This is a genomic window from Eisenbergiella sp. OF01-20 (assembly GCF_003478085.1).
Lineage (GTDB): Bacteria > Bacillota > Clostridia > Lachnospirales > Lachnospiraceae > Eisenbergiella.
In genome coordinates, this window is record NZ_QUES01000003.1 from 232,376 (window position 1) to 255,468 (window position 23,093).

Here is a 23,093-nt window from a genome sequence, read left to right on the forward strand (position 1 = left end):
CTTTTTATACTGTTGGTAGCGGTACAAAACAGTTGCTTTTGTTTTACAGTATACACGAACCGGGTGAAAAAGGAAACCGGTATGCGCGCAGGCGCGGAAGGGAGCGGACGTGAAAAAAATCAGGTTTAATGACAACTGGAACTATCATGACGGCGGGGGAGGGGCATTGGATGCACTGATGCAAAAGGGGCAGAATACCGGAAAACCGGTAACCCTTCCGCATGATGCCTCTGTGGGAAAACCCCGTGACGGTAAAGCCGTGAACGGAAGCGGAAACGGCTTTTTTGTAGAAGAAAACTGCCATTACACCAAGGAGTTTTGGGTGGAGGAAGCGGAGAAGGATAAGAATGTCCTTTTGGAATTTGAAGGTGTATATCAGAACGCTTTTGTTTATATCAATAATTCCTTTGCAGGGCAGTGTCCTTATGGCTATGGGAACTTCTATATCGATGCCACAAAATTTATTCATTTCGGAGCGGCTAACCGGATCAAAGTAGTGGTGAAGAACGGCGTGCCCAGCGGACGCTGGTATACCGGAGGAGGTATTTACCGGGATGTAAATCTGATGATTGCGGATCGGATGCACTTTATTCCCGACGGAATCCATCTGGCCTGTATGGATGTGGACACGGATCTTGCAGTGATCCGGGCGGAAGCGGTACTGGAATATACCGGCTGCAAAACCAGGGATGTGGTATTGGAGCTGGAACTGTTTGACGAAGAAGGCAGGATAGCGGCGTCGGACTGTATGCCGGTTACGGTGGAGGAGCATACCCGGAATGCCTTCCGGCAGAAACTGTATGTGAAGGAACCCAGGCTCTGGAACGTAGATACCCCTTACCTGTACGGATACCGGATTCGTATCAGGGAAGGAGAGGCCGTTCTGGATGAGGAGACGGGCAGCTTTGGTATCCGCAGACTGCAGCTGGACAGGGTTCACGGTCTCCGGATTAACGGGGAAACCGTAAAGCTCAGGGGCGGCTGTATCCATCATGACAACGGGATTATCGGATCTGCGGTTTTTGCCCATGCGGAAGAATTCCGGGTGAAAAAACTGAAGGAGGCGGGCTATAATGCCATCAGAAGCTCTCACTACCCCATGAACAGAAAGCTGCTGGAAGCCTGCGACAAGTACGGCATGCTGGTGATGGATGAATTCTCGGATGTTTGGACCACCACAAAGGTGGATTTTGATTATGGCATGCATATGGCCGGGTGGTGGGAGCATGATGTGACCAATCTGGTGAATAAGGACTATAACCATCCCTGCGTTATCATGTACTCTGTGGGAAATGAAATCCCGGAAACCGGAAACCGGTTTGATGCGGCATGGGGAAAGAAGCTGGCAGATAAAATACGCAGCCTGGATGATACCCGTTTTGTAACCAACAGCGTGAACCTGATGCTGAGTATTATGGATCGGATGGAAGAGCTGATGGCAGGTATGGCGGCAAATGATTCCCCGGCGGCAAAGGATTCCATAGCAGCGCAAGAATCCCCGGCGGCAGAGGGTTCCATGGAGGGAACCGTGGAAATCAACAGTGCCATGAGCAATTTGGGAGAACTGATGAACCAAATTGTGGCGGGGGAAACCGCTGGAAAAGCGACGGAAAGCGCCTTTGCCCAGGTGGATATCGCGGGGTATAATTATGCCGCCTGCCGGTATGAGCCGGACGGGTTAACCTATCCTAACCGGATTATCGTGGGTTCGGAAACCTTTCCCCAGGATCTGGATGTGAACTGGGAACTGGTGCAAAAACATCCTTACCTTATCGGGGATTTCTCCTGGACGGCCTGGGATTACCTGGGGGAAGCCGGAATCGGAAAGATTTCCTACGGACAGAATCCGGGAATGAGCTTTTACGCGGAGTATCCATGTAAAGCGGCGTATTGCGGGGATATGAACCTGCTGGGAGACAGACGGCCGGTATCCTACTGGAGAGAGATAATCTGGGGCTTGCGGAAAGCGCCTTATCTGGCGGTGCAGCCGCCCGAACACCACGGGGAACAGCATTACATGAGCAGCTGGAGTATGACCAATGCGGTGCACAGCTGGAACTGGTCCGGATATGAGGGCAGGCCTGTAACCGTAGAAGTATACACGGATGCCGAGGAAGCGGCTCTTTATGTAAACGGAGTGCTTCAGGAGAAAAAAGAGGCGGGGAAGGAAAAGAAAGCCAGGGTACTCTTCGAGACGGTATATACCCCCGGGATTCTTGAAACTGTCGTTTACCGGGGCGGAATAGAAAGCGGCAGGGATCGAATCGTGACGGCAGCCTGTCCCGCAATGCTTCAGGCTGAGGCGGATCGCCGGGAAATTCCGGCGGACGGAAGCGATATCGCCTTTGTGGAAATCTGTGTGGCGGATGAAGAAGGAAACCGGAATCCGCAAGCGGATACGACAGTCCATATCAGCGTGGAAGGGCCGGGGATCCTTTTGGGGTATGGCAGCGCCGATCCGGAATCGGAGGAAAATTATTTTGATACCACGGCAAGGGCCTATGAAGGCAGGCTCAGAGCGGCCGTCAGGGGAGCGGGCCGGAAAGGCGTCATAACCGTAACCCTGCAGGCCCGGGACTGCAAAACGGTAACAGTTGAACTGGAAGCGGTTTGATGGTATGCTGATCCTGTAACCAACTGGTGATTTGCAGCATTAGCGGAGGGATAAAAGCGATGGAGAAACTAACGGCAGCAACTGAGACGATCATGACAGAGCGTTTCGGCAAAGACAGCATAATAGCATTGGCAACCGAAGCGGACGGAGTTCCTTATGTCCGTTATGTGGACGGCTTTTATTTGGACGGGGCTTTCTATATAATTACATACGCCCTTTCCAACAAAATGAAGCAGATCGAAAAAAATCCCGTGGCAGCCATAGCCGGAGAGTGGTTTACCGCGCATGGAGAGGGGATCAATATGGGGTATTTCTGCAAAGATGAAAATCATGCAGTTGCGGAAAAGCTCAGGAAAGCATTTGCGGAATGGATTGACAACGGACATAACGATTTCAAGGATACGAATACCTGTATCCTCTGTGTCCGGCTTACGGACGGAGTCCTGTTTTCTGACGGCCATCGTTATGATATTGATTTTACCGCCTGATACGGAGACGGTTTCTTCCCTCACCGGTCCCGGGATGCTGCCCGGGAAACCGGAAAGGGGCAATACAGTATAGGAACCGGCGGCCGGATTATTCCGGCCGCCGGTTTTCGGGCTCATCTCCATGGCCTGAGAGGATCTGGTGAACATTCCTTTTCCGTCCTGGGGACACCGCTCTGCCAGCGGGCGGAAGGCCATTTTGCTCCTGCGAAGTTTGAGTTAGGTACATATGATGTCAATATTGTTATAAAAAGAAGGAAATCTGTAGAATAAAGGCAAAAAAATGAAAGAAAAACTCAGAGTATTGCTATACAATTATTGTATTCCCGCGGGAAACAAACCAGAGAGAAAACATGTGCATATAGGAGGAAGGCAATGAAAGAAGCGGTATATGAGAAACCGGCAGGGACCAATCCCGGGTTCGCCCTGGAATATAACGGGGAAGGACAGCTTGTGTCCTTACAGCATCCGAAGGACAAGGACGGCATGAACTGGGTGAAGGGAAACGAGCCATGGGGGAAGGTGAAAAGCGGTTTGGAGCTGAGCCTTGGGGTGAGCAGGGAATTTACGGAAAGGGATACATTGCTGGAAACCTATACGTTCCGGAATGAGACACCATTCGACATCTGGTCCCTGGGAACCTCTCTGGGCATCTATGTGCCGTTTCCCGATTTTTATGCAGATGCGCACACCTGCATGACGGGCTGCTGCAATACGCATCTGTGGTGCGGCGGAAACAGCAGCTATATCTGCGCACTGCGTATGGGCGGGGGAAATAAGAATCTGGGCATGGTTCTGACACAGGGAAGCCTGCAGGGCTACAGTGTGGAGAGGGATGAGGAAAAGCTGAGCAACGACAGGGGGGTATTTCTCCTGCATCCGGAAAATCTGCATCTTCACCCCGGGGAAACGTATACGATAGCCTGGGAGCTTTTCTGGTTTGAAAATAAGGAAGCCTTCCTGCAGAAGCTGAACGGATATCCCGGATTTGTAACAGTAGATGCCCCGGCTTTCCTTCTGCTTGGAGAAGAATCCGTCCGCTTTACCGCCCATGTGGGAGGCGCGGAAGGGGCGGAGAAACCTCTCATCCTGCAAAACGAAAGGGAAATCCCTTTTGTATGGGAAAACGGGACGGCTTATGTGGAGGACAGGCCTGAAAATACGGACGGACAGGGACATACAGCGAAGAAAACAGGGGAATACCGGTACGATATCCTGTGGAGGGGAAAACGTTCCCATGCTGTTTTCCTGGTACAGCCCAAGCTTCAGGAGCTGGCGGAGCGCCGCTGCCGTTTCATCGCAAAAAAGCAGCAGTGCCGGGATCCGCAGAGCCATTTGGACGGCGCTTACCTGATCTATGACAACGAGGAAAAACAGCAGTATTACAGCCATCTGGACGATCATAACGGGGGAAGGGAGCGCGTGGGAATGGGTTCACTGCTGGCACTGTATCTGCAGCATTACCCGGATCCGGCGCTGGAACAAAGCCTGGATATGTATATTTCCTATGTAAAACGGGAGCTTTTTGATACCCGGACCGGAGAAGTGTATAATGATGTCTGCCGGAATAATGACTGGAAGCGGATGTACAATTTCCCCTGGATCACGGTCCTGTTCCTGGAGCTGTTCCGTCTGAAAAAAGACAGGGAATATCTGAAAGAGGCTTATGCTTGTATGAAAGCCTATTACCGGGGCGGCGGCAGTCATTTCTATGCCATCGGGATTCCCATGTATGAGATGACAGGGCTGCTGCGTGAGAACGGCATGGAGCAGGAAGCGGACAGCCTTCTTTCGGATTTCCGGGAGCATGGGGATTATATCGCCGGATGCGGAAAGAATTATCCGCCCCATGAGGTAAATTATGAGCAGAGTATCGTAGCCCCCGCCGCGGCCTGTCTGTGTGATCTGTACCGGCTCACCGGTGAGGGGGCCTACCGGGAAGCGGCCCGGACGCAGCTTGCGGTCCTGGATTTATTCCAGGGTTTTCAGCCGGATTATCATATGAATGAGGTGGCCATCCGGCATTGGGACGGTTATTGGTTTGGAAAACGCAGATGCTTTGGCGATACCTTTCCTCATTACTGGAGCGCCCTTTCCGGCCTTGCATACCGGGAGACGGAAGAGATTGCAGGAAGCGGCATTTACAGCCGGAAAACGGAAAAAACACTCCGGGGCGTCCTCAGCATGTTCCGGGAAGATGGGAGTGCCTCCTGTGCCTGTGTGTATCCTATGTGTGTCAACGGGCGTAAGGCCGGTTTTTATGACCCATGGGCGAATGATCAGGACTGGGGCCTGTATTTCATGCTGAAATATGCAGGCATCCCGGAGTAATGCCCCGTTGCCTGCGGCGGGAAGCTGCCTGCCGCGTGATAGCTGCTGCGGCATAAATGGTATTTGGTAATAAAAAAATGGGAAGCGATATCATCCAGGGTAAAAGCGTCCTGATAATGCTGCCCCAGATAGGAAAGGATGCCTGCGGCCAGAGGCCCTGCCCGCAAGGCGGCCGGTTTCCCTGCTCTCTTCCCGGTACTCTGTGGATAACAGATGCACAAGTCTGACGAACCGTGGATAAATCCGGGCATAGTCATTCTTTGCCGCCAGATCACCCAGTTGCAGACAAAGGGCCTTAACTTCGGGAAAAACCTCCGTCTTTATGCGAAAGTGTGTGAGCCTGAAATCCTGCAGAAGCAGGATGCGGCTTTCCGGGGTAAAAAAGCGGTTGAGGAAAAGTTCGCCGAAATAAAGGATAAGAAGCTCATTGCCGGAAGAAACAAAGGACTTGTGCATGCAGCCGGGCCGGGTGTAAGACACATCACGGGGGCCGATATGGAAGGCTTCGTCCATGGTGACAAGCGTATATTCGCCGGTGACGGGAATACAGATGAGAGTGCATGGGCAGGCTCCTCCGTCCGTTATTGTCCGTTCCCCCGCCTGCAGAAATACCGTCCGGCGGGGGAAAAGGTGGTGGCTTATTGTTACTTTATCATATAAGCCCCGGAGGAAAATAGCAAGAATCATCTTCCTGCCGCAACGGTTACTCCCCAAAACTGAAATTTTTAGTGATTCAGGATAGAAATCAAGAGACAAAACGTTTATTATAGTATGTATGTGTATAAACCGATAAAGCACGGCGATGCATGTGCATAAAAGGATAGGGTGCCGGACGTCTGCAGAACGCAATGTTCAGACACACGCTCGGGGAAAGGAAAAAAGGACGGAAAAGGAGACAGGAAGATATGAAAAAGGAAAAACTGGTAATATGGGAGGAGGGGGAATACGGATATCCCCTTGCGTTTGGATTCGTTCCCAATCTGGTGGGGTATATCCATGAGGAGGATACACAGACAAGGCCCTGCATGCTTGTGGTCCCGGGAGGCGGTTATTGTGTGGTATCGCCAACCGAGGGGGAAATTGTGGCGATGGAATTTTATGAAAAGGGCTACAATGCCTTTGTTCTGACATATACTACCAATCCGTTGATGCTGGAGCCTTTAAAGGAACAGCCTATGAAGGATCTGTCCAGGGCCGTCCGGCTGATAAGAAGCCGGGCGGACGGATACCATATCGATCCCGGCAGAGTATTCCTGTGCGGTTTCTCGGCAGGCGGTCATCTTTGTGCCAGCGTCTGTGTCCATTACAAGGATGTGGCAGATGACAGATACGGCTGCTTTTCCAACCGGCCGGATGCCGCGGTCCTGTCCTATCCGGTTATTACGGCGGGGGACAAGGCACACAGAGGATCCTTCCAGGCGCTGCTGGGAGAGGAGGCGTCGGAGGAGCAGCTGGAATATATGTCGCTGGAGAAGCAGGTTACGCCCGAGACCCCGCCCTGTTTTTTGTGGCAGACAGCTACAGATGACGCGGTGCCTGTGGAAAACAGCTATCTGTTTGCAGAGGCGTTGAAGGAACAGGGAGTACCCTTTGCCCATCATGTATTTTCTGCCGGCAGGCACGGCCTTTCCCTGGCTGATGAAAAGTGGGCAAAAGGAGAATACGGCGATCCCTATACGATGGAACAGACATTGCAAATAGCAGAAAAGGTGAAGAATGGAACCATTCCGGTATCCGAGGAGGTGAAGGCAAGCTTTCTTCCTCAGTTCGAACGCAGCAAAGAGGAAACGGATGCGCTTCTTGCGGAAAACAGCCCCAATGATGAAGTGGTTATCTGGCCGGTGCTTGCCCATCAGTGGATAAAGGCCGTGTTTCATTAAAGGGGGGCTTTCCATTATTTTCCGGTATTAAACATAATCAGGGCTTCCCGGCAGGAGTAATCCCCCATTTCATAATAGTTCTTACCGAACCGGTTCAGCCTCTCTATCGAGACTGCCCGGTTTGCTTTTTTAGGCTGGTCGTTAATAAAGGTGATACCTTCCGTATAATATTCCGCGTCGAATTCCGGGGTGCCCTCTTCCTCATAATAAGGATCAAACAGAAGGACCCTGTCATCCTCTATCCCTGTGAGAAGCACATAATGGCCGACCTCAAGAAAGACGTGCAGCAAAACCACACCCCCCTGCCGGAGGGCATTATATATCTGGTTTCCTTTTGTGATGGTCACGGTTTCGCCGGACAGGAACTCACAATGGATGGGAAACGGCTTGACCTGACTGAAATGGTTCAGCCAGCTGGAAACGAAATTCATAGCCGCTGCGGAGGTGCCGTGTTTGCAAAGTTCCCCCGCTTCATTATAAGTATCCATACAATAGAGCATAATAAATTTAATGACATCAGGATATATTTCTTCCCTGTCAAATAAATAGCGGATGCCGTTGATAAGGGAAACGGGGCCGCAGTCATATTCCGAGGACTGATAAATTAAAAAGTTTTTCATTTTTATTGTACCTTTTTCACAGAGTGTAGTAAAATAGATAAGGTTGTAAAAAGGACAGAAAACGCAAAGTGATTGTAATATAACCCTACGGGCCTGTTTTGTCAAGAAAAGTACAGCGATTAGGCATAACTTTTTTTTAGAAAATCTTGACAAGGGGGTTGTGTAACGATATAATAAACCAATTTATTTCATATCTGTCAGGTAGGAAAACTATAGTATCTATATTATTTATAATACGTAGGGATACGTAAAAAGTGAAGGAGGAGTAACCATGAAAAGATTTATAAGCAAGACCTTAAGCCTGCTGCTTGCAGCCGTTATGGCCTTATCTCTGGCAGCCTGCGGCGGTGCTACAGATGGTGGTACCGCAGACGGCGGCGCAGCTGCCGAAAGCGCAGCCGGCGGGGAAAGTACCGCTTCCACGCAGCCTGCCGGTAATTCCGGTGAGAAAATTGTGAATGTGGGCGTGACGGATACCCTGAACAGCCTGAATCCGCTTTTGTTAAACGGCGGGGAGATCAATAAATATGCCACGGCTCTTATGTTCCTTCCTCTGATGGAGCTGGATGCGGATCTGAACTTCCAGGGAATGCTGGCGGATTCCATCACCACGGAGGATAACCGGAATTTTATAGTCCATATCGATGATGCGGCAGTCTGGTCCGACGGAACGCCTATAACGGCGGAGGATGTGGCTTACACGGCTCTCCGGCTGACCAGTCCGGTAATCAACAATACTTCCATGATGTATTATGTGTTTGAAGGCGTGGGCGAGGACGGATTTGTGGAAGCCGGCGCGGACAGCGTGGACGGCGTCCAGGTAATTGATGAAAAGACCGTTCAGTTTACCACGAAGGAATCCATGTCCCTGACAACCTTCCAGAACTCTTATGCGAGATATCTGCTGACCCTTCCCAAGCATGTGATTGAGAAGTACAGCGAGGAAGAGCTTTCCACAGCAGAATGGTTCAACAAACCGGATGTTGTAAGCGGCCCCTTTTATGTGACGGAGTTTGATGTGGATCATTATATTTCCTATCAGGCAAATGCGGATTACTGGAGAGGCGCCCCTAAAATTGACAGGCTGAATATTAAAATCGTGGATGGCAGCCAGCTGTATGCAGGTCTGCAGTCCGGCGAAATCGATATTACCCAGCATACCATGAGTGTAATCCCTCCGGAGGATTATGCCAGCGTGGAAGCTCTTGAAAATGTGGAAGTGGTTTACGGTTCTCCCGTGACCAACCAGTCCATGTTCATCCAGACCGCAAACGTGCCGGATGTAAGGGTGCGCCAGGCCATGCTGTATGCCATTAACAGAGAGCAGATCCTGACGGAGCTGCTGAACGGGCACGGGGAAGTCGTGGATGGTTTCCTGTCCAGCGCCAGCCCTTTTTACGATGACAGCATCACTCCGATTACCTATGATCCGGAAAAAGCAAAGGCCCTTTTGGAAGAGGCCGGCTGGGACGGATCCCAGACGCTCCGCTTTTATGTGAACTCCGGTGACAGCACCTTTGTGAACGCGGCGACCGTAATGGTGGCCCAGTGGGCGGCCGTAGGCATCAAAGCGGAAGTCCAGACTGTGGATTTTGCCACACTGATGTCCGTGGGAGGCTCAAGAGATTATGATATCCTGGCCGTACAGTATACGTATGCACCCGTGGATCCTTATCCCGATGTGGCATGGCTGCTGGGCGGCGAAGGCAGCTGGACCGGCTATGGGGACGAAGAAGTTACCAACGCGCTGACCTCCACCCAGCTGACAAGCGATGTGGAAGAGATCAAAGGCCTTTATTCCATCGTCGATAAAAAAGTACAGGAAGATGTCCCTATGATTTCCGCCTATATCATCAGTGCACAGGGAGCGGTAAACAAGCGCCTGACAGGGGCGGTTCCCAGTGTATACGGATTCTTTAACGACGTACAGAACTGGGATATCGTGCAATAATATGGAAAGCAAGTGAGGTAACGATATGTCGCATTTACTGGAGGTAAACGGGCTGACCACCGCTTTTACCGGTGATTATGGAAAAACGGTCAGCGTGGATCATGTGGATTTTTACGTGGATGAGGGAGAAGTGGTCTGCATCGTGGGGGAATCCGGGTGCGGAAAAAGTGTTACCTCACTTTCAATTATGGGATTGTTAGGAAGGGGCGGGGCCGTCATAGACGGCTCTGTCCTGTTTGATGGTAAGAATCTTCTGGAAATGGGGGAAAAGGAGCTGGATGATATCCGGGGAAACCGCATCACCATGATTTTCCAGGATCCCCTGACCTCCCTGAATCCTGTTTTTACCGTGGGCAACCAGATAACGGAAAGCATCCGCAAGCATATGCATCTGCCTAAAGCGGAAGCGGCCAAAAGAGCGGAAAGTATATTGGAAAAGGTAGGGATGCCGGATGCCCATGCAGCCATGCGCAAATTCCCCCATACCCTTTCCGGGGGAATGCGTCAGCGTGCCATGATCGCCATGGCCCTTTGCTGCAATCCGGCCCTGCTCATCGCGGATGAACCCACAACGGCGCTGGATGTGACCATCCAGGCCCAGATTATGAGTCTGTTAAAGGAGCTTCGGGAAGAAATCGGGATGTCCATCATCCTGATCACCCATGATATCGGACTGGTAGCCAGCATGGCGGATCGGGTCCTGGTGATGTATGCAGGGCAGATTATTGAAGAAGCGCCGGCAAAGGAAATCTTCCTCGCCCCCAAACATCCGTATACCAAGGCGCTTCTGGCTACGGTACCCAGCATTTACGACGGGGAGGACAGACAGCTGGTATCCATACCGGGAATCGTGCCGGAGGGCTACGATGATATACCGGGCTGCCGGTTTGCCGATCGGTGCACGCTGCGCAGGCCCGAGTGTGATAAGCCCCAGGAGAATTATTCCTTCGGGGAAAATCACAGGGCGAAATGCGTTGTTATGAAGGAAGAGGAAAAGTAAGGATGGATCAGGATAAAAGAAAAAAAGTTCCTCTGATAGAAGTGGAAAATATGAAAAAGTACTATCCCATCAAGGGCGGGATCGTCACCCATACCACCGGCTATGTAAAAGCGGTGGACGGCGTTAGTTTTTCCGTGATGGAGGGGGAAACCCTGGGGCTTGTGGGGGAATCCGGCTGCGGGAAGTCCACCATCGGGAGGCAGATCGTAGGGCTGGAGCAGCCTACGGAAGGGAAAATCTATTATGACGGCAAGGATCTGTCCGCATGCAGGCCCGGGGAAATGAAAAAAATCCGTACCCAGCTGCAGATGGTTTTCCAGGATTCCTATTCCTCCCTGAATCCCAGGAAGCATATTTATGAAATACTATCCCAGCCCATGCTGTATCACCATATTTCCACGCCGGACACCATTTCCGGGGATGTGGACAGAATCCTGGACATGGTGGGGCTTTCCAGGAATGTGCTGGGCAGGTATCCCCATGAGTTTTCGGGCGGGCAGAGGCAGAGAATCGGGATTGCCAAGGCCCTGTCCTTAAATCCCCGGTTCCTGGTATGCGACGAGCCGGTAAGCGCCCTGGACGTGTCTATCCAGGCACAGATCCTGAACCTGCTGCGCCAGCTGCAGAAGGAGCTGCACCTTACCAGCCTTTTTGTGGGCCATGGCCTGGGGGCGGTGAATTATGTGAGCGACCGGATCGCGGTGATGTATCTGGGTAAAATAGTGGAAATCGGGAAAGCGTCGGAGGTGTTTCATTCGCCGGTGCATCCGTATACCAAAGCGCTCATCCAGGCGGTACCTATAGCGGATCCGGACAGAGCGGAAGAAAAACGGAACCTGCTGCAGGGAGAAATCGGTTCCAGTACCAATCCTCCCGCCGGCTGCCGGTTCCATCCCCGATGCCCTTATGCGGTGGAAAGCTGCAGCAGGGAGGAACCCGGGATGGCAGAAACGGTTCCCGGGAGCGGCCATATGGCGGCTTGTCCCGTCGTAATGAGGAAGGAGGCGTAAGTATGAGCAAATATATCATAAAACGGATTTTGATTGCCATACCCGTCCTTATCGGGATCACCATTATTGATTATGCCATTATGTGTCTGGCGGGCAGCCCGCTGGAAATGCTCCAGGGTCCCAGGGTTTCCCAGGCGGCTGTGGAGGCAAAACGGATTGCCCTGGGGCTGGATCAGCCTTTTTATGTCCAGTATTTTGTCTGGCTGGGGCAGCTGCTCCAGGGAAATATGGGGTATTCCCTTAAAAGTTACCAGTCGGTGAGCGCCATGATCGGCAGCCATCTGGGACCTACCCTGCTGCTTATGGGCGCCTCTCTGGTGGTGAGCCTTATCATGGCGGTGCCTGCGGGGATATACAGCGCCATCCACCAGTATTCCAAAGGGGATTATACGGTAGTTACGTTATCGTTTCTGGGCAGCAGTATTCCCGGATTTTTCCTGTCCCTGCTTCTTATTTTTATCTTTACCGTGAAGCTGGGCTGGCTTCCTTCCAGCGGGATGACCACGCTGGGGACAGCGGGAGGAGCGGCCGATGTGGCAAAGCATATGGTCATGCCTGTGCTGGTGCTCGCCACCTCCATGGCAGGCACCAACATCCGGTATATCCGGAGCGCCGTCCTGGAAATCCTGCAGCAGGATTATCTGCGTACCGCCAAAGCAAAAGGGATCGGACGCTTTAAGGTGATTAACAAGCATGCCCTGCGCAACGCCCTGATTCCTATTGTGACGGTAATCGGTATGGAAATTCCGATGCTTTTCGGCGGACAGGTAATTATTGAACAGGTGTTTTCCTGGCCCGGGCTGGGCCTGATGACCATGAGCGCCATAACAAACAGGGATTATCCGGTAATCATGGGTGTGTGTCTGTTGTCCGCGGTGGTGGTTCTGGCGGCGAATCTGCTGACCGATATTTTATACGCACTGGTGGATCCTACGATTCAGCTGCAATAGGAGCAATGGGATATGTGGAAGAATAAACAAACGGAAGAACCTAAAAAAAGAGATATAACGAGAGAAAGCTATCTGCAGACCGTGTTCCGGCGTTTCCGCCGTCATCATCTGGCGGCGGTCAGTCTTGTGATATTGATAATCCTGGGAGGGGCGGCACTTCTGGCTCCGGTGATCGCGCCTTATGATCCGGATGCCATTGTGGGTACCTTCAGCGGCGCGCCCAACGCGCAGTTCTGGCTGGGAACGGATCAGATAGGAAGAGATGTGTTCAGCAGGCTTCTGTATGCCATGCGGATTTCTTTGCTGGTAGGCGTGATGGCAACCCTGATTTCCACGGTGATAGGAGTGGTGCTTGGCCTGATCGCCGGCTATTTCGGCGGAGTGGCGGATATGATCATCATGCGCTTTACGGATATGGTCATGTCCTTTCCCTACATCCTTCTGGTGCTGGTGGCCGCTTCGATATTTAAGCCCGGGCTCTGGAATATCATTCTGATCCTGGGTTTTGTGGACTGGCCGGGAATCGCCCGTCTGGTCAGGGGAAATGTACTGAGCCTGCGGGAAACCAATTTTATCAAGGGTAATATTGTGGCGGGAATGCCGCTTCGGCATATCCTTTTTTCAGAAATCCTGCCTAATACGGCGGCTCCTATCCTGGTGTATGCCACCTCTGTCCTGGCGCTGTCCATGCTGGACGAGGCGGCGTTAAGCTTTTTGGGAATGGGGGTGCAGCCCCCTACGGCCAGCCTGGGAAATATGCTGAACGGCGCCCAGTCGCTGACGGTGCTCACCAAACAGCCATGGCTCTGGATTCCTCCGGGCCTGCTCATTGTGGTTCTGGTCATTGCCATTAATTTCATTGGGGATGCCCTTCGTGACGCGCTGGATCCCAACAGCAGGAATTAGTACTGCAGCCGGTATGTATATAAGCAGGAAGAGGTGAGAGCTATGACGGAACAGATGCTGAAGGAAGCTTTTTACTGGTTCCATCAGAACCCGGAGCTATCCTATGAGGAATATAAGACAACAGCAAAAATCAGAGAACTTCTGGAAAAAGAGGGGATAGAAATCCTGCCCTGTAAGCTGGAAACCGGCCTGGCAGCCGTGATCCGGGGAAAAAGGCAGGGGCCTGTGCAGGCGCTGCGCTGTGATATCGACGCGCTGCCTATCAGGGAGGAATCCGGCCTTCCCTACCGCTCCCTCTGTCCGGGGAAAATGCATGCATGCGGCCATGATTTCCATATCACGGCGGGGATCGGCACAGCCCTGATCCTCCAGAAAAAAAGAGAGGCGCTTAAGGGAAGTGTGCGGATCCTTTTCCAACCGGGGGAAGAATCCTCCCTGGGGGCGCTGAAAATGCTGGAAACCGATGTGATGGAAGGGGTGGAACGGATCTGGGGAATCCATGCGGATCCCACTAATCCGGTGCATACCATCGGAATCAGAGAGGGCTATGTGGCCGCTGCCGTGGATCGGTTTGTGGTGACCATACAGGGAGTGGGCTGCCACGGGGCACATCCCGACGACGGTACGGATCCCATTCCCGCAGCGGCAGCTATGGTGCAGGCCTTTCAGACGATTGTAAGCAGAAATGTAAATGCCTTCCATCCCTCCCTTCTGAGCGTCACAAGAATCCAGGCGGGGAATACCTGGAACGTGATTCCGGAAACGGCCTGGCTGGAAGGGACTGTGCGGACCATGGAACGGGAGGACAGACGTTTGTATGAAAAAAGGCTTCGGGAAATAGCGGAGCAGACGGCGCGGGCCTATGGGGCCGCGGCGGATGTGGAATGGATTCCCGGGCCTCCCGCAGTATATAATGACGGCGGCATGGCGGAACTGGGAAAACGCAAGGCGCTGGAGCAGGGATTCCTGGTCGCGGAGGAAGAGCGCTCCCTGGGCGGAGATGATTTTTCTTTTTACACAGAACGGATCCCGGGCTGTTATATCAAGATCGGAACCGGAAAAGGGCAGCTGATCCATCAGCCCGGCTTCCGGGCAGATCCGGATGCCCTTCTTCCCGCGGCGCAGTACCTGGCCGGGCTGCTCCTGGAGTCCTGAAGGAATCTCCCCCGGGCATAGAGAGGCCGTGAACGGTGATACTTTTAGAAATAATCGGAAAAATAAGGTTTTTCAACCGGAATCAGCCGCTCCAGCCAGGTGAGCATATAGTATTCGGTCTGGATTTTCTCATGGTCATAGAGATAGGTAGGCCTCTTGTAGCCCATGAGCATGGTAGTCAGGGTATTGATGCTCAGCTCCACCACATTGATGGACTGGTTATCCTCCACCTGTTCGCAGACCGTTTCCCCGTTGTGCCAGGAAACCATGAAATCAGCGTTGTTCCAGGAGGACATCTTGTCAAAGACCCGGAAATGGATCTTGAAATCTTCGGGCTGGATCTGGTAAGGGTATTCGGTAAGAAAATCCTTCACGTCAATGATACGCGCCATGATATAAGGGGATATAGTTTCCGTGATCTCGCTGTCTTCAAACAGATAGGCCATAGGTTCCCCGGAATAATTATCCCCCTGCACCTGGGTGATCATGGAAAAATGGGCGCTGACATAATTCCACAGCCCATAGTTCGCTTCTATATTCAGATAAACCATATCTTTGATGTGGAATATTTCGTTGGCAATGTAATAAACCACATAGCCCAGTGGTTTATGATCTTTATTGTAATAGACGGCGGCAATCATATCATCATTTTCCCAGCGCCAGTATTCATCCCAGGCGAGATTGTCCCGGATCATGGCGCCGTGCCGCTGATAGGCGAAGTAAGAATAAACGTTTTTGTAATCCTCGGATTCCAGGCTGACCCGTTCCACCATTCCGGTCACAGGCCTGGATTTGGGCAGCTGGGTATCCTTTACCGTAAAGGTGAGCTTGTCGGAAACGATCTCCCAGCCCATTTTCCGGTAGAAGGGTATGGAATAGGGATATAGAAAAGATATGGGGAATTCCTGGTCATGCATATAGTTGATGGCCCGTTTCATCAGGGAATGTATCAGCCCCTTGCCCGTGTATTCCGGATAAGTAGCCACTCCCGTGATACCGCCCATGTCCATAATGTTGTCGTGGATATTCACCTTCATGGAATAGACCACGATCATGGATGCCAGTTTTTCCTTGTAAAACCATCCCAGCACATATGCTTCCTCCAGGATGGGACGTTTGGCATATTTGATTTCATCCTGCTCCCAGCCGGTCTGGAGCAGTTCATAAGAGGTGACCTGGAATGCGTATTGGAGCAGGGCATTAAACTGTTCCAGGTCACTTTTGTCCAGCTCCCGCATTCGGTAATCACCGTTTGTTTCCAGATATGTATGATTTTCTTTTTGGTTTTCCATAAAAGCCTCGTCTGCTGATAGTTGTTCTGTTTCTTGCTCCCCGAGAGCGGCGGTTTTATGCCGCTGCAAGGATCTCCTTTTTATTTTACATCAAGAAAACCGTAGAGTCCATGGGCTTTTTGAGAAAAAACATCCCTAAGTTTTTACAAAAGGGGAGAAAAATGTCCTCAAATCCCGCCGGAAGCGAGCCAATGCGCCCATTGTGCATAGTATTTCCCCAAAACATTCCGGGCTGCCCGTTATGGTCAGCCCCCTGGCGTATAGGAAGCAGGAGTTAATCACATACATCTTCCTTCAGGCAAAAATGATTTTTATCCACCGTCAGGAGGCCGTCCTTCTGCATTTTCCCCAGCTCGTTGGAAAGAGCGCTGCGATCGACGCTCAGGTAATCCGCCAGCTGCTGCCGGTTGAAAGGAATCGTGAAATCCAGGCTTTTGTTCCGCGCGGCCTGATAGGACAGGTAGGAAACCAGGCGCCCCCGGATGGACTTGGAAGAGGTATGGAAAATCCGGCGGGACAGATTCAGGTTTTTTTGGGCGGATATCGTCAGCAGGTTGCGGATGAGCTTGCTGTGGTGGAGGCAGGCGCTGGGGCAGGTCTGCAGAATCCGTGCCCCGTTCAGGAATAAGATCTCCGAAGGCTCAGAAGCCACTGCGGTGACCATGAGCGGCTCGTCTGGGATACAAGCGTAGGTTTCCGCGAATACCAGCCCGGGACCGATGCTGTCCAGGACGCTTTTATTTCCCCAGAGATCGTCATTCTCTATCTGCACGCGTCCCGAAAGCACCAGCCCCATGGACTGGGCCGTATCGCCGGCATGATAAATGGTTTCCCCCTTGGCAAATGTTTTTTGTTCAGCACCGAGACAGTCCAGCATGGACTTCACTTCATCGAGGGAAGAACCGCTGAATAAAGGCGTTTTTTGTAAAAATTGATAATCCATTCCGCTCCTTCGTTGTTATAACAACATACATGTGTGAGTCATTGTATTATACTGGATGCATAAAGTCAAGATACAGCCGAGGAGGAAAACGGTGATGATTCGTAAAATTATCCATATTGATGAAGACAAATGCAACGGATGCGGCCTGTGCGCCGGTGCCTGCCATGAAGGGGCGATCGGCATGGAGAACGGAAAAGCCAGGCTGCTGCGGGACGATTACTGCGACGGCCTGGGAGACTGCCTTCCCACCTGCCCCACAGGGGCAATTACTTTTGTGGAACGGGAAGCTGCCGCTTATGATGAGGCCGCCGTAATGAAAAAGAAAAAGGAAAAGATACAGAAAGAAGGCGGCAGCGTATCCCGGCTTGGACAGTGGCCGGTACAGATTAAGCTGGCTCCGGTCAATGCGCCTTATTTCGACGGGGCGCGCCTGCTGGTTGCCGCGGACTGCACCGCCTATGCCTACGGCAGGTTCCATGAGGATTTTATCCGGGGCAAGGTGACATTGATAGGCTGCCCCAAGCTGGATGCCTGTGATTATACCGAAAAACTGACCGAAATCATAAGCCGTAACGACATTAAGAGCCTGACCGTGGTACGGATGGAAGTCCCCTGCTGCAAAGGGATAGAGCATGCAGCCGTGGAAGCGCTGAAGAACAGCGGAAAATGTATTCCCTGGCAGGTAGTCACTATCTCTACGGACGGACGTATTTTAGAATAAGAGAATGCCGATACTAAGAAGGACAGAGAATAACGGTCCGGCAGGTCTGCCCGCAACTGCGCGGCTGCCGGACCGTTACGAAAGGAGCAGGTAATGTCTTATATTAAAAATATTGACCATGAGGCCGTTCTGCCTTTGGTAAAGCAGGTTTCTGCGCAGCCGGGACAGATAGTGAGCAAAACGCTTTCGCAGAATAAGGCGGTCAGCCTTACGCTGTTTGCCTTCGCCAAAGGGGAAGAAATCAGTACCCATGATTCGGAAGGGGATGCCATGGTGCAGGTACTGGAGGGCGTGGGCCGTTTTACCGTGGACGGAACACAGCATCTGTGTACGGCGGGAGAAGTGCTGGTGATGCCTGCGAAAAAGCCGCATTCCGTGTATGCGGTGGAAGCATTTAAAATGCTGCTTACCGTGGTGTTTCCTTCCTGAATGGGGAAGGAAGCGGAAAAAGCCGGGGCTTATGAATGTGCGTATGCACGGACATAAGCCCCGGCCTTTTCTATCATCAGGAGGATGGGAAAAGCAGGTATCTGGGTGTTGGAATTTTCTCTGTCTGCGTGGGAGCCGCCGGTTTATTTATCTTTAATCTGCCGTCCTTCTGCATTCATGTGGTAACTGTCACGATATATCAGTTCGGATACAGGAACGATTTCGTAGCCCTGCCCCTTCAAATTGGTGATCAGGGTATCCAATGCGTCCGCCGTGTATTTCGCGCCGTTGTGGCAGAGGATGACAGAACCGTTTCCCAGATGTTTGTTATTACATACGGTGCTGATAATGGAATCCACGCCGTAATCCTTCCAGTCCAGGGAATCCACATCCCATTGGATGGAATAGTAGCCGCATTTGGTTGCCGTCTTTATGACGTCGTTGTCATAATCTCCGTAGGGAGGACGGAAGAGGAACATTTCATAGCCGGTGAGGTTTTTCACCTTTTCATGGACCTTCATCAGCTCCTGTTCCTTATCATCGTTGGAAATCTGGCTCATGTTTTTATGGTTCTCACTGTGGTTGCCGAGATCGTGGCCCGCCGCGAGGATGGCCTTCACATCTTCCGGATAGCTGTCAACCCATCCGCCTGTCATGAAAAAGGTCACATGTACGTTATGTTTGGCCAGGATTTCCAGGATTTTCTGTGTATCCTCATTTCCCCAGGCGGCATCAAAGGAAAGGGCCACCTTTTTCTCATCGGTTTCCACACAGTAAATGGGAAGCTCTCTTCCGTTGATCGTGCTTGAGACGGAGACCGCCTGGGGCACAAAGGTGGTAACACATTTGACAAAGGCCACTACGCCCAGAAGAAAAAGGGCGGACTTGATAATCTGGTTACGCAGATTGGTCTTGAAATCCTCCGCTTCCCGGAGCCTTTTTATCTTGCATTGTATGAGATGGATAAAATCTTTTAGCATAAGCTGCACCCGGTAAATCTATTGTTACAATATATGCCGGAATTATGGGGTTATGCGGCCAGTTATGCAGGTACAGGCTAAAAAAAGCAGAGGGTTGCTCTTCCATCCCTGCTTTGTTATACTGTTATAAATAGGAATAGAGCAAGGTGCATGCCTGCAGAGCGATTACATGGGCAAGTTTTGAAGTCCGGGGCGTTTGCCATGCGGAATAGATGTCCTTAACTGCTGCAGTATTACACGGTATGACGTAAGACGGAAAATGGAGTGCATATATGGATAAGAAAAAAAGCTGCCGTTGGTTATGCGGGGGACTGGGGCTTATAGCAGGCATGATGATTTTTTTCAGCGCGGCGGTACACGCGGCGGCGCAAACTCCGGGACAAGTACCGGAGAGGCGTGTGCTGAGGGTTGCCTTTCCTGAACTGGAAGGAATCAGTGAAGTTGACGAATATGGCAGCTATACGGGCCTTCTGGTGGACTATCTTAATGAGATTGCCAAATATACGGGCTGGGAATATGAATATATCCAGGTGGAAAACGAGGATTTGGTTCCTGGTTTTGAGGAGGGCCGGTTCGATTTAATGGGAGGTGCTTTTTACTCAGCCGGTTTTGAAGAATTCTTTGCTTATCCCGATTACAACACGGGAAGGAGCAGGGCGGTACTTCTTTGCCGAAGGGATGATGACAGCCTGAAGGGGTACGATTTGACTTCGCTCAACGGGAAAACGATTGGAGTCTATGAAAAGGCTGTGGATAAAATACGTTATCTGAATGAATTCCTGAGCAGTAATGATTTGGATTGTCAGCTTATTTATTATACCTATGAGGAAATGGAGAATACCGGTAACCTGTACCGTCAGCTTCGTGACAAAAAGGTGGATATGCTTCTGGGAAATGATTTGGAGATAGGCGGGGAATTCCGCATGGTGACTTCCTTCCAGGCCCAGCCCTATTACATAGTTACAACGGTTGATAAAACGGATATTCTGGACGGGCTGAACATGGCGCTGGAATATATTCTGGAATCCACGCCTGACTTTGCGGAAGAGGTCTATAATGCCAACTTCCCGGATGTAAGACTGATGGATATTCAGCTCAGCGAAAGAGAACTGGCGTATATAAACGAGAAACAGACCATTACCGTTGCCCTGCCAAAAGACTGGCATCCCCTTTACTGTGATAACGCAGCGGATCATCATGAAGGCCTGATTCCCGAACTCCTTTCGGAAATCAGCATGTTTACCGGACTTCAGTTTACTTATGTTTATTCGGACAGTTATGCGGAAAGCATCCGGCTGGTGCAGCAGGGAAAGGCGGATATTCTGGGGGCCTATCTGAACGGGGATGAAGAGGCATTTGCAGACGGGCTGGCTCTTTCCCAGCCTTATATCGAACTGAACAACATCGTGATGAAGAATAAGTCGGTGAGCTATCCGGGAGAGGGGCTGACATGTGCGGTATTGACCGGCCGTACGCTGCCTCCCAACCTGAATCCGGCAGAAATCCGTTACTATGACACGCTTGCTGAAATGATAACCGCGGTCAATACCTGGGAAGCAGATTATTTATATGGGGTATCAGCCATGCTGGAACAGGAAATGCAGAACCACCGTTATCTGAATATTTTGCCGGTGACACAGGCAAGCGATGACAATACGCAGGCTGCCTTTGCAATCGCCATGCCTGCGGAGGCTGAGCTGCTGACTGTTTTAAACAAAGCGATTAGCAATATTCCTACACACGAAAAAACGGCGATGCTAAACCGGAATATGGTGTCGTTAGGATATACCAGGATGTCAATTCAGGATTTGATTTATGCGAATCCTCTTGTGACGCTGCTCCTTTTCAGCGGGATCCTGCTTTCGGCTACAACAGGGGCATTGTTCTTTATAAGAAGCCGTATGAAGAACTCCATTATGCGGAGCAGGCTGGAGGCCGCGGAGGAAAAGAGCCACGCAAAGAGTGAATTCCTGTCCCGTATGAGTCATGAGATCCGCACACCGATGAATGCTATCATAGGGCTGACCGATTTGGCCTGTATGGAACAGAATGTGCCTCCTGAAATTGGGAAAAAACTGCATAAAATCCGCAGCTCCTCCCAATACCTGCTTTCCCTGATCAATGATATCCTGGATATGTCCCGGATTGAAAACCAGAAAATGGTGATTGAACGGCAAGGTTTTTCTCTGTCCGAGGTACTGGATGCCTTACAGGGTATGATGGGCGTCCAGGCGGAGCAAAAGGGGCTTACGTTTATGGTGGACATACGGACGGCGCATGATTTTCTGGAGGGAGATCCTGTCCGGCTGCGGCAGGTCCTGACAAATCTGCTTTCCAATGCGATTAAATTCACACCGGCCGGCGGGACGGTAACTCTTCAGGCAGATGAAATAAACGATGACGGACAGACGGCAGAATACTATTTTTGTGTGAAAGATACAGGAGTCGGTATCCCGCCGGAGGATCAGGAGCGGATTTTCGATGCCTTTGAGCAGCTGACACCTAGTGTATCACGCAGTGCCGGCACCGGACTGGGGCTGCCGATCTGCCGCAGCTTAGTGGAATTAATGGGCGGAGAGCTGCAGGTAATGAGTGAACCGGGAAAAGGCTCGGCATTCTGCATGACGCTGCGGTTCCCGCTGGATACCGGAGAAAAGGAGCGCAGCGAAGCATCGGAGATTCCTGACGTGAGTCTGGATGGAGTGCGGATTCTTCTGGCTGAGGATAATGACCTCAATGCCGAGATTGCACAGGAACTGCTGGCTACGCAGGGAATTCATACGGAGCGCGCTTGCGACGGGCAGCAGGCGGTGGATTTATTCACTGCCTGTGCTCCGGGAACGTATCAGGCGGTTCTCATGGATATCCTTATGCCGGTTAAAAATGGTTATGAAGCGACGCGGGAAATCCGTGCCAGCGGCCGGCCGGACGCGGATATTCCTGTTATTGCCATGACAGCCAACTCCTTTAAACAGGATGAAGAGGAGGCACGGTCTGCCGGGATGGACGGATTTGTACCGAAGCCGGTTGATCCGGAACGGTTATTTTCCGTATTAAGGGAATTCGTAAAAGCTGGCCGTCCGCACGCTGCTAAATAACCAGGGAAGGGGCTGTATAGGTCCTTCCGGCCAATTCACTGTTGAGCATATACAGCCCTTTCGTATCACTGCCGAAAAGCTGCATTTTGGTAATGAGGTCAAGAGAATTCTTTTCTTCTTCCCCCTGTTCCTTGACAAACCAGTCCAAAAACTGTACGGTACGGAAATCGTCGGCCTTGAGGGCGGCAGCATAAATCGCATTTATCAGCCCGGTTACGTATTTTTCATGTTCCAGCGACGCCTTTAGAGGGGCGGACAGGTCATCATCAAACAGCTGTTCCGGTTTGCTTATGGATTGCAGGGTTACGCATTCGTCATTGTTGTGCAGGTATTTATAAAACAGAAGGGCATGATCACGCTCTTCCTTAGCCTGTATTTCAAACCAGCCGGCAAAACCGTCCAGCCCTTTGGTTGAGTAAAAATTAGCGATATCCAGGTACAGATATGCGGAATAAAATTCTTTATTGATTTGCTCATTGAGCATTTCAGCGACCTTTTTTTCCATGGTTTTATCACCTCTTTCTATTTCGTATGCAGCCGGAAGGCTGCATCTACCAGCCCAGTATATCACGGCGGGCCTTCATGTCAATGTTATCCGGTATTTATAGAACGCAAATTCCGACAATCGGAAGGCATTATGGTAACAGTTCAGACGGCCGGCACAGAAAGTCGTATCCTTTTCGGGATAAAGAGAGTATAATAGAACACAGTAGTTTGTAAACAAATCA

At 51.3% G+C, this 23,093-nt stretch carries 20 protein-coding genes; 14 read left to right on the forward strand and 6 right to left on the reverse strand.

Annotated elements, in window-relative coordinates:
- Positions 1-109: 109 nt before the first annotated feature.
- The 3 genes from DXA36_RS06435 to DXA36_RS06445 all read left to right on the forward strand — a co-directional run bounded on the left by DXA36_RS06435 (position 110) and on the right by DXA36_RS06445 (position 5,430).
- A complete protein-coding gene (locus DXA36_RS06435) occupies positions 110-2,614 on the forward strand; it encodes a glycoside hydrolase family 2 TIM barrel-domain containing protein (RefSeq protein WP_118677480.1) in 2,505 nt (834 codons plus the stop codon).
- Between the two features lie 59 nt (positions 2,615-2,673).
- A complete protein-coding gene (locus DXA36_RS06440; protein ID WP_118677482.1) occupies positions 2,674-3,102 on the forward strand; it encodes a pyridoxamine 5'-phosphate oxidase family protein in 429 nt (142 codons plus the stop codon).
- Between the two features lie 372 nt (positions 3,103-3,474).
- Positions 3,475-5,430, forward strand: a complete 1,956-nt coding sequence (locus tag DXA36_RS06445; protein WP_118677484.1) for a six-hairpin glycosidase — start codon at positions 3,475-3,477, stop codon at positions 5,428-5,430.
- On the opposite strand, the gene DXA36_RS06450 is transcribed toward DXA36_RS06445, so the two are convergent.
- Complete coding sequence (locus DXA36_RS06450) at positions 5,379-5,597, reverse strand: hypothetical protein (protein WP_147366553.1); 219 nt, start codon at positions 5,595-5,597, stop codon at positions 5,379-5,381. The genes DXA36_RS06445 and DXA36_RS06450 overlap by 52 nt on opposite strands.
- Positions 5,598-5,643: 46 nt before the next feature.
- Between DXA36_RS06450 and DXA36_RS06455 the strand changes: the two genes are divergently transcribed.
- Together DXA36_RS06455 and DXA36_RS06460 are read left to right on the forward strand one after the other, a co-directional pair.
- A complete protein-coding gene (locus DXA36_RS06455) occupies positions 5,644-6,090 on the forward strand; it encodes a hypothetical protein (RefSeq protein WP_147366554.1) in 447 nt (148 codons plus the stop codon).
- 245 nt (positions 6,091-6,335) lie between these two features.
- Positions 6,336-7,310 (forward strand): alpha/beta hydrolase, encoded by a 975-nt coding sequence (locus tag DXA36_RS06460; RefSeq protein ID WP_118677706.1) that lies wholly within the window; start codon positions 6,336-6,338, stop codon positions 7,308-7,310.
- Positions 7,311-7,324: 14 nt separating this feature from the next.
- Here the strand turns inward: DXA36_RS06460 and DXA36_RS06465 are convergent, their stop codons facing one another.
- Positions 7,325-7,930, reverse strand: a complete 606-nt coding sequence (locus tag DXA36_RS06465; RefSeq protein ID WP_118677490.1) for a peptidase C39 — start codon at positions 7,928-7,930, stop codon at positions 7,325-7,327.
- Positions 7,931-8,201: 271 nt separating this feature from the next.
- On the opposite strand from DXA36_RS06465, the gene DXA36_RS06470 reads away from it, so the two are divergent.
- From DXA36_RS06470 to DXA36_RS06495, 6 genes are read left to right on the forward strand one after another with little or no spacing between them, the layout of a single operon-like run.
- The gene (locus tag DXA36_RS06470; RefSeq protein ID WP_118677492.1) at positions 8,202-9,881 is read left to right on the forward strand and encodes an ABC transporter substrate-binding protein; all 1,680 of its coding nucleotides are present in this window, start codon (positions 8,202-8,204) and stop codon (positions 9,879-9,881) included.
- A gap of 25 nt (positions 9,882-9,906) precedes the next feature.
- Positions 9,907-10,881, forward strand: a complete 975-nt coding sequence (locus tag DXA36_RS06475; RefSeq protein ID WP_118677494.1) for an ABC transporter ATP-binding protein — start codon at positions 9,907-9,909, stop codon at positions 10,879-10,881.
- Positions 10,882-10,883: 2 nt separating this feature from the next.
- The gene (locus DXA36_RS06480; RefSeq protein WP_118677496.1) at positions 10,884-11,891 is read left to right on the forward strand and encodes an ABC transporter ATP-binding protein; all 1,008 of its coding nucleotides are present in this window, start codon (positions 10,884-10,886) and stop codon (positions 11,889-11,891) included.
- 2 nt (positions 11,892-11,893) lie between these two features.
- Positions 11,894-12,841, forward strand: a complete 948-nt coding sequence (locus tag DXA36_RS06485; RefSeq protein ID WP_118677498.1) for an ABC transporter permease — start codon at positions 11,894-11,896, stop codon at positions 12,839-12,841.
- Between the two features lie 12 nt (positions 12,842-12,853).
- Positions 12,854-13,747, forward strand: coding sequence for an ABC transporter permease (locus DXA36_RS06490; protein WP_118677500.1), 894 nt, complete (start codon positions 12,854-12,856; stop codon positions 13,745-13,747).
- A gap of 42 nt (positions 13,748-13,789) precedes the next feature.
- Positions 13,790-14,902: an amidohydrolase gene (locus tag DXA36_RS06495; RefSeq protein ID WP_118677502.1), complete on the forward strand. Its 1,113-nt coding sequence runs from the start codon at positions 13,790-13,792 to the stop codon at positions 14,900-14,902.
- A 44-nt stretch (positions 14,903-14,946) separates the two neighbouring features.
- On the opposite strand, the gene DXA36_RS06500 is transcribed toward DXA36_RS06495, so the two are convergent.
- Positions 14,947-16,194 carry a GNAT family N-acetyltransferase gene (locus DXA36_RS06500; protein ID WP_118677708.1) on the reverse strand — a complete coding sequence of 416 codons (1,248 nt, stop codon included), beginning with the start codon at positions 16,192-16,194 and terminating at the stop codon, positions 14,947-14,949.
- A 274-nt stretch (positions 16,195-16,468) separates the two neighbouring features.
- Positions 16,469-17,137, reverse strand: coding sequence for a Crp/Fnr family transcriptional regulator (locus DXA36_RS06505; RefSeq protein ID WP_118677503.1), 669 nt, complete (start codon positions 17,135-17,137; stop codon positions 16,469-16,471).
- A gap of 94 nt (positions 17,138-17,231) precedes the next feature.
- Here DXA36_RS06505 and DXA36_RS06510 point away from each other — a divergent pair, with 94 nt between their 5' ends.
- Positions 17,232-17,858: an ATP-binding protein gene (locus DXA36_RS06510; RefSeq protein WP_118677505.1), complete on the forward strand. Its 627-nt coding sequence runs from the start codon at positions 17,232-17,234 to the stop codon at positions 17,856-17,858.
- A gap of 93 nt (positions 17,859-17,951) precedes the next feature.
- A complete protein-coding gene (locus DXA36_RS06515; RefSeq protein WP_118677507.1) occupies positions 17,952-18,287 on the forward strand; it encodes a cupin domain-containing protein in 336 nt (111 codons plus the stop codon).
- Between the two features lie 143 nt (positions 18,288-18,430).
- On the opposite strand, the gene DXA36_RS06520 is transcribed toward DXA36_RS06515, so the two are convergent.
- Positions 18,431-19,267: a polysaccharide deacetylase family protein gene (locus DXA36_RS06520; protein WP_118677509.1), complete on the reverse strand. Its 837-nt coding sequence runs from the start codon at positions 19,265-19,267 to the stop codon at positions 18,431-18,433.
- 272 nt (positions 19,268-19,539) lie between these two features.
- Here DXA36_RS06520 and DXA36_RS06525 point away from each other — a divergent pair, with 272 nt between their 5' ends.
- Positions 19,540-22,365: an ATP-binding protein gene (locus tag DXA36_RS06525; RefSeq protein ID WP_118677511.1), complete on the forward strand. Its 2,826-nt coding sequence runs from the start codon at positions 19,540-19,542 to the stop codon at positions 22,363-22,365.
- On the opposite strand, the gene DXA36_RS06530 is transcribed toward DXA36_RS06525, so the two are convergent.
- Entirely contained in the window at positions 22,358-22,870 is a 513-nt protein-coding gene (locus DXA36_RS06530) for a ferritin (RefSeq protein WP_118677513.1), read from the reverse strand. The genes DXA36_RS06525 and DXA36_RS06530 overlap by 8 nt on opposite strands.
- Between the last annotated feature and the right edge of the window lie 223 nt (positions 22,871-23,093).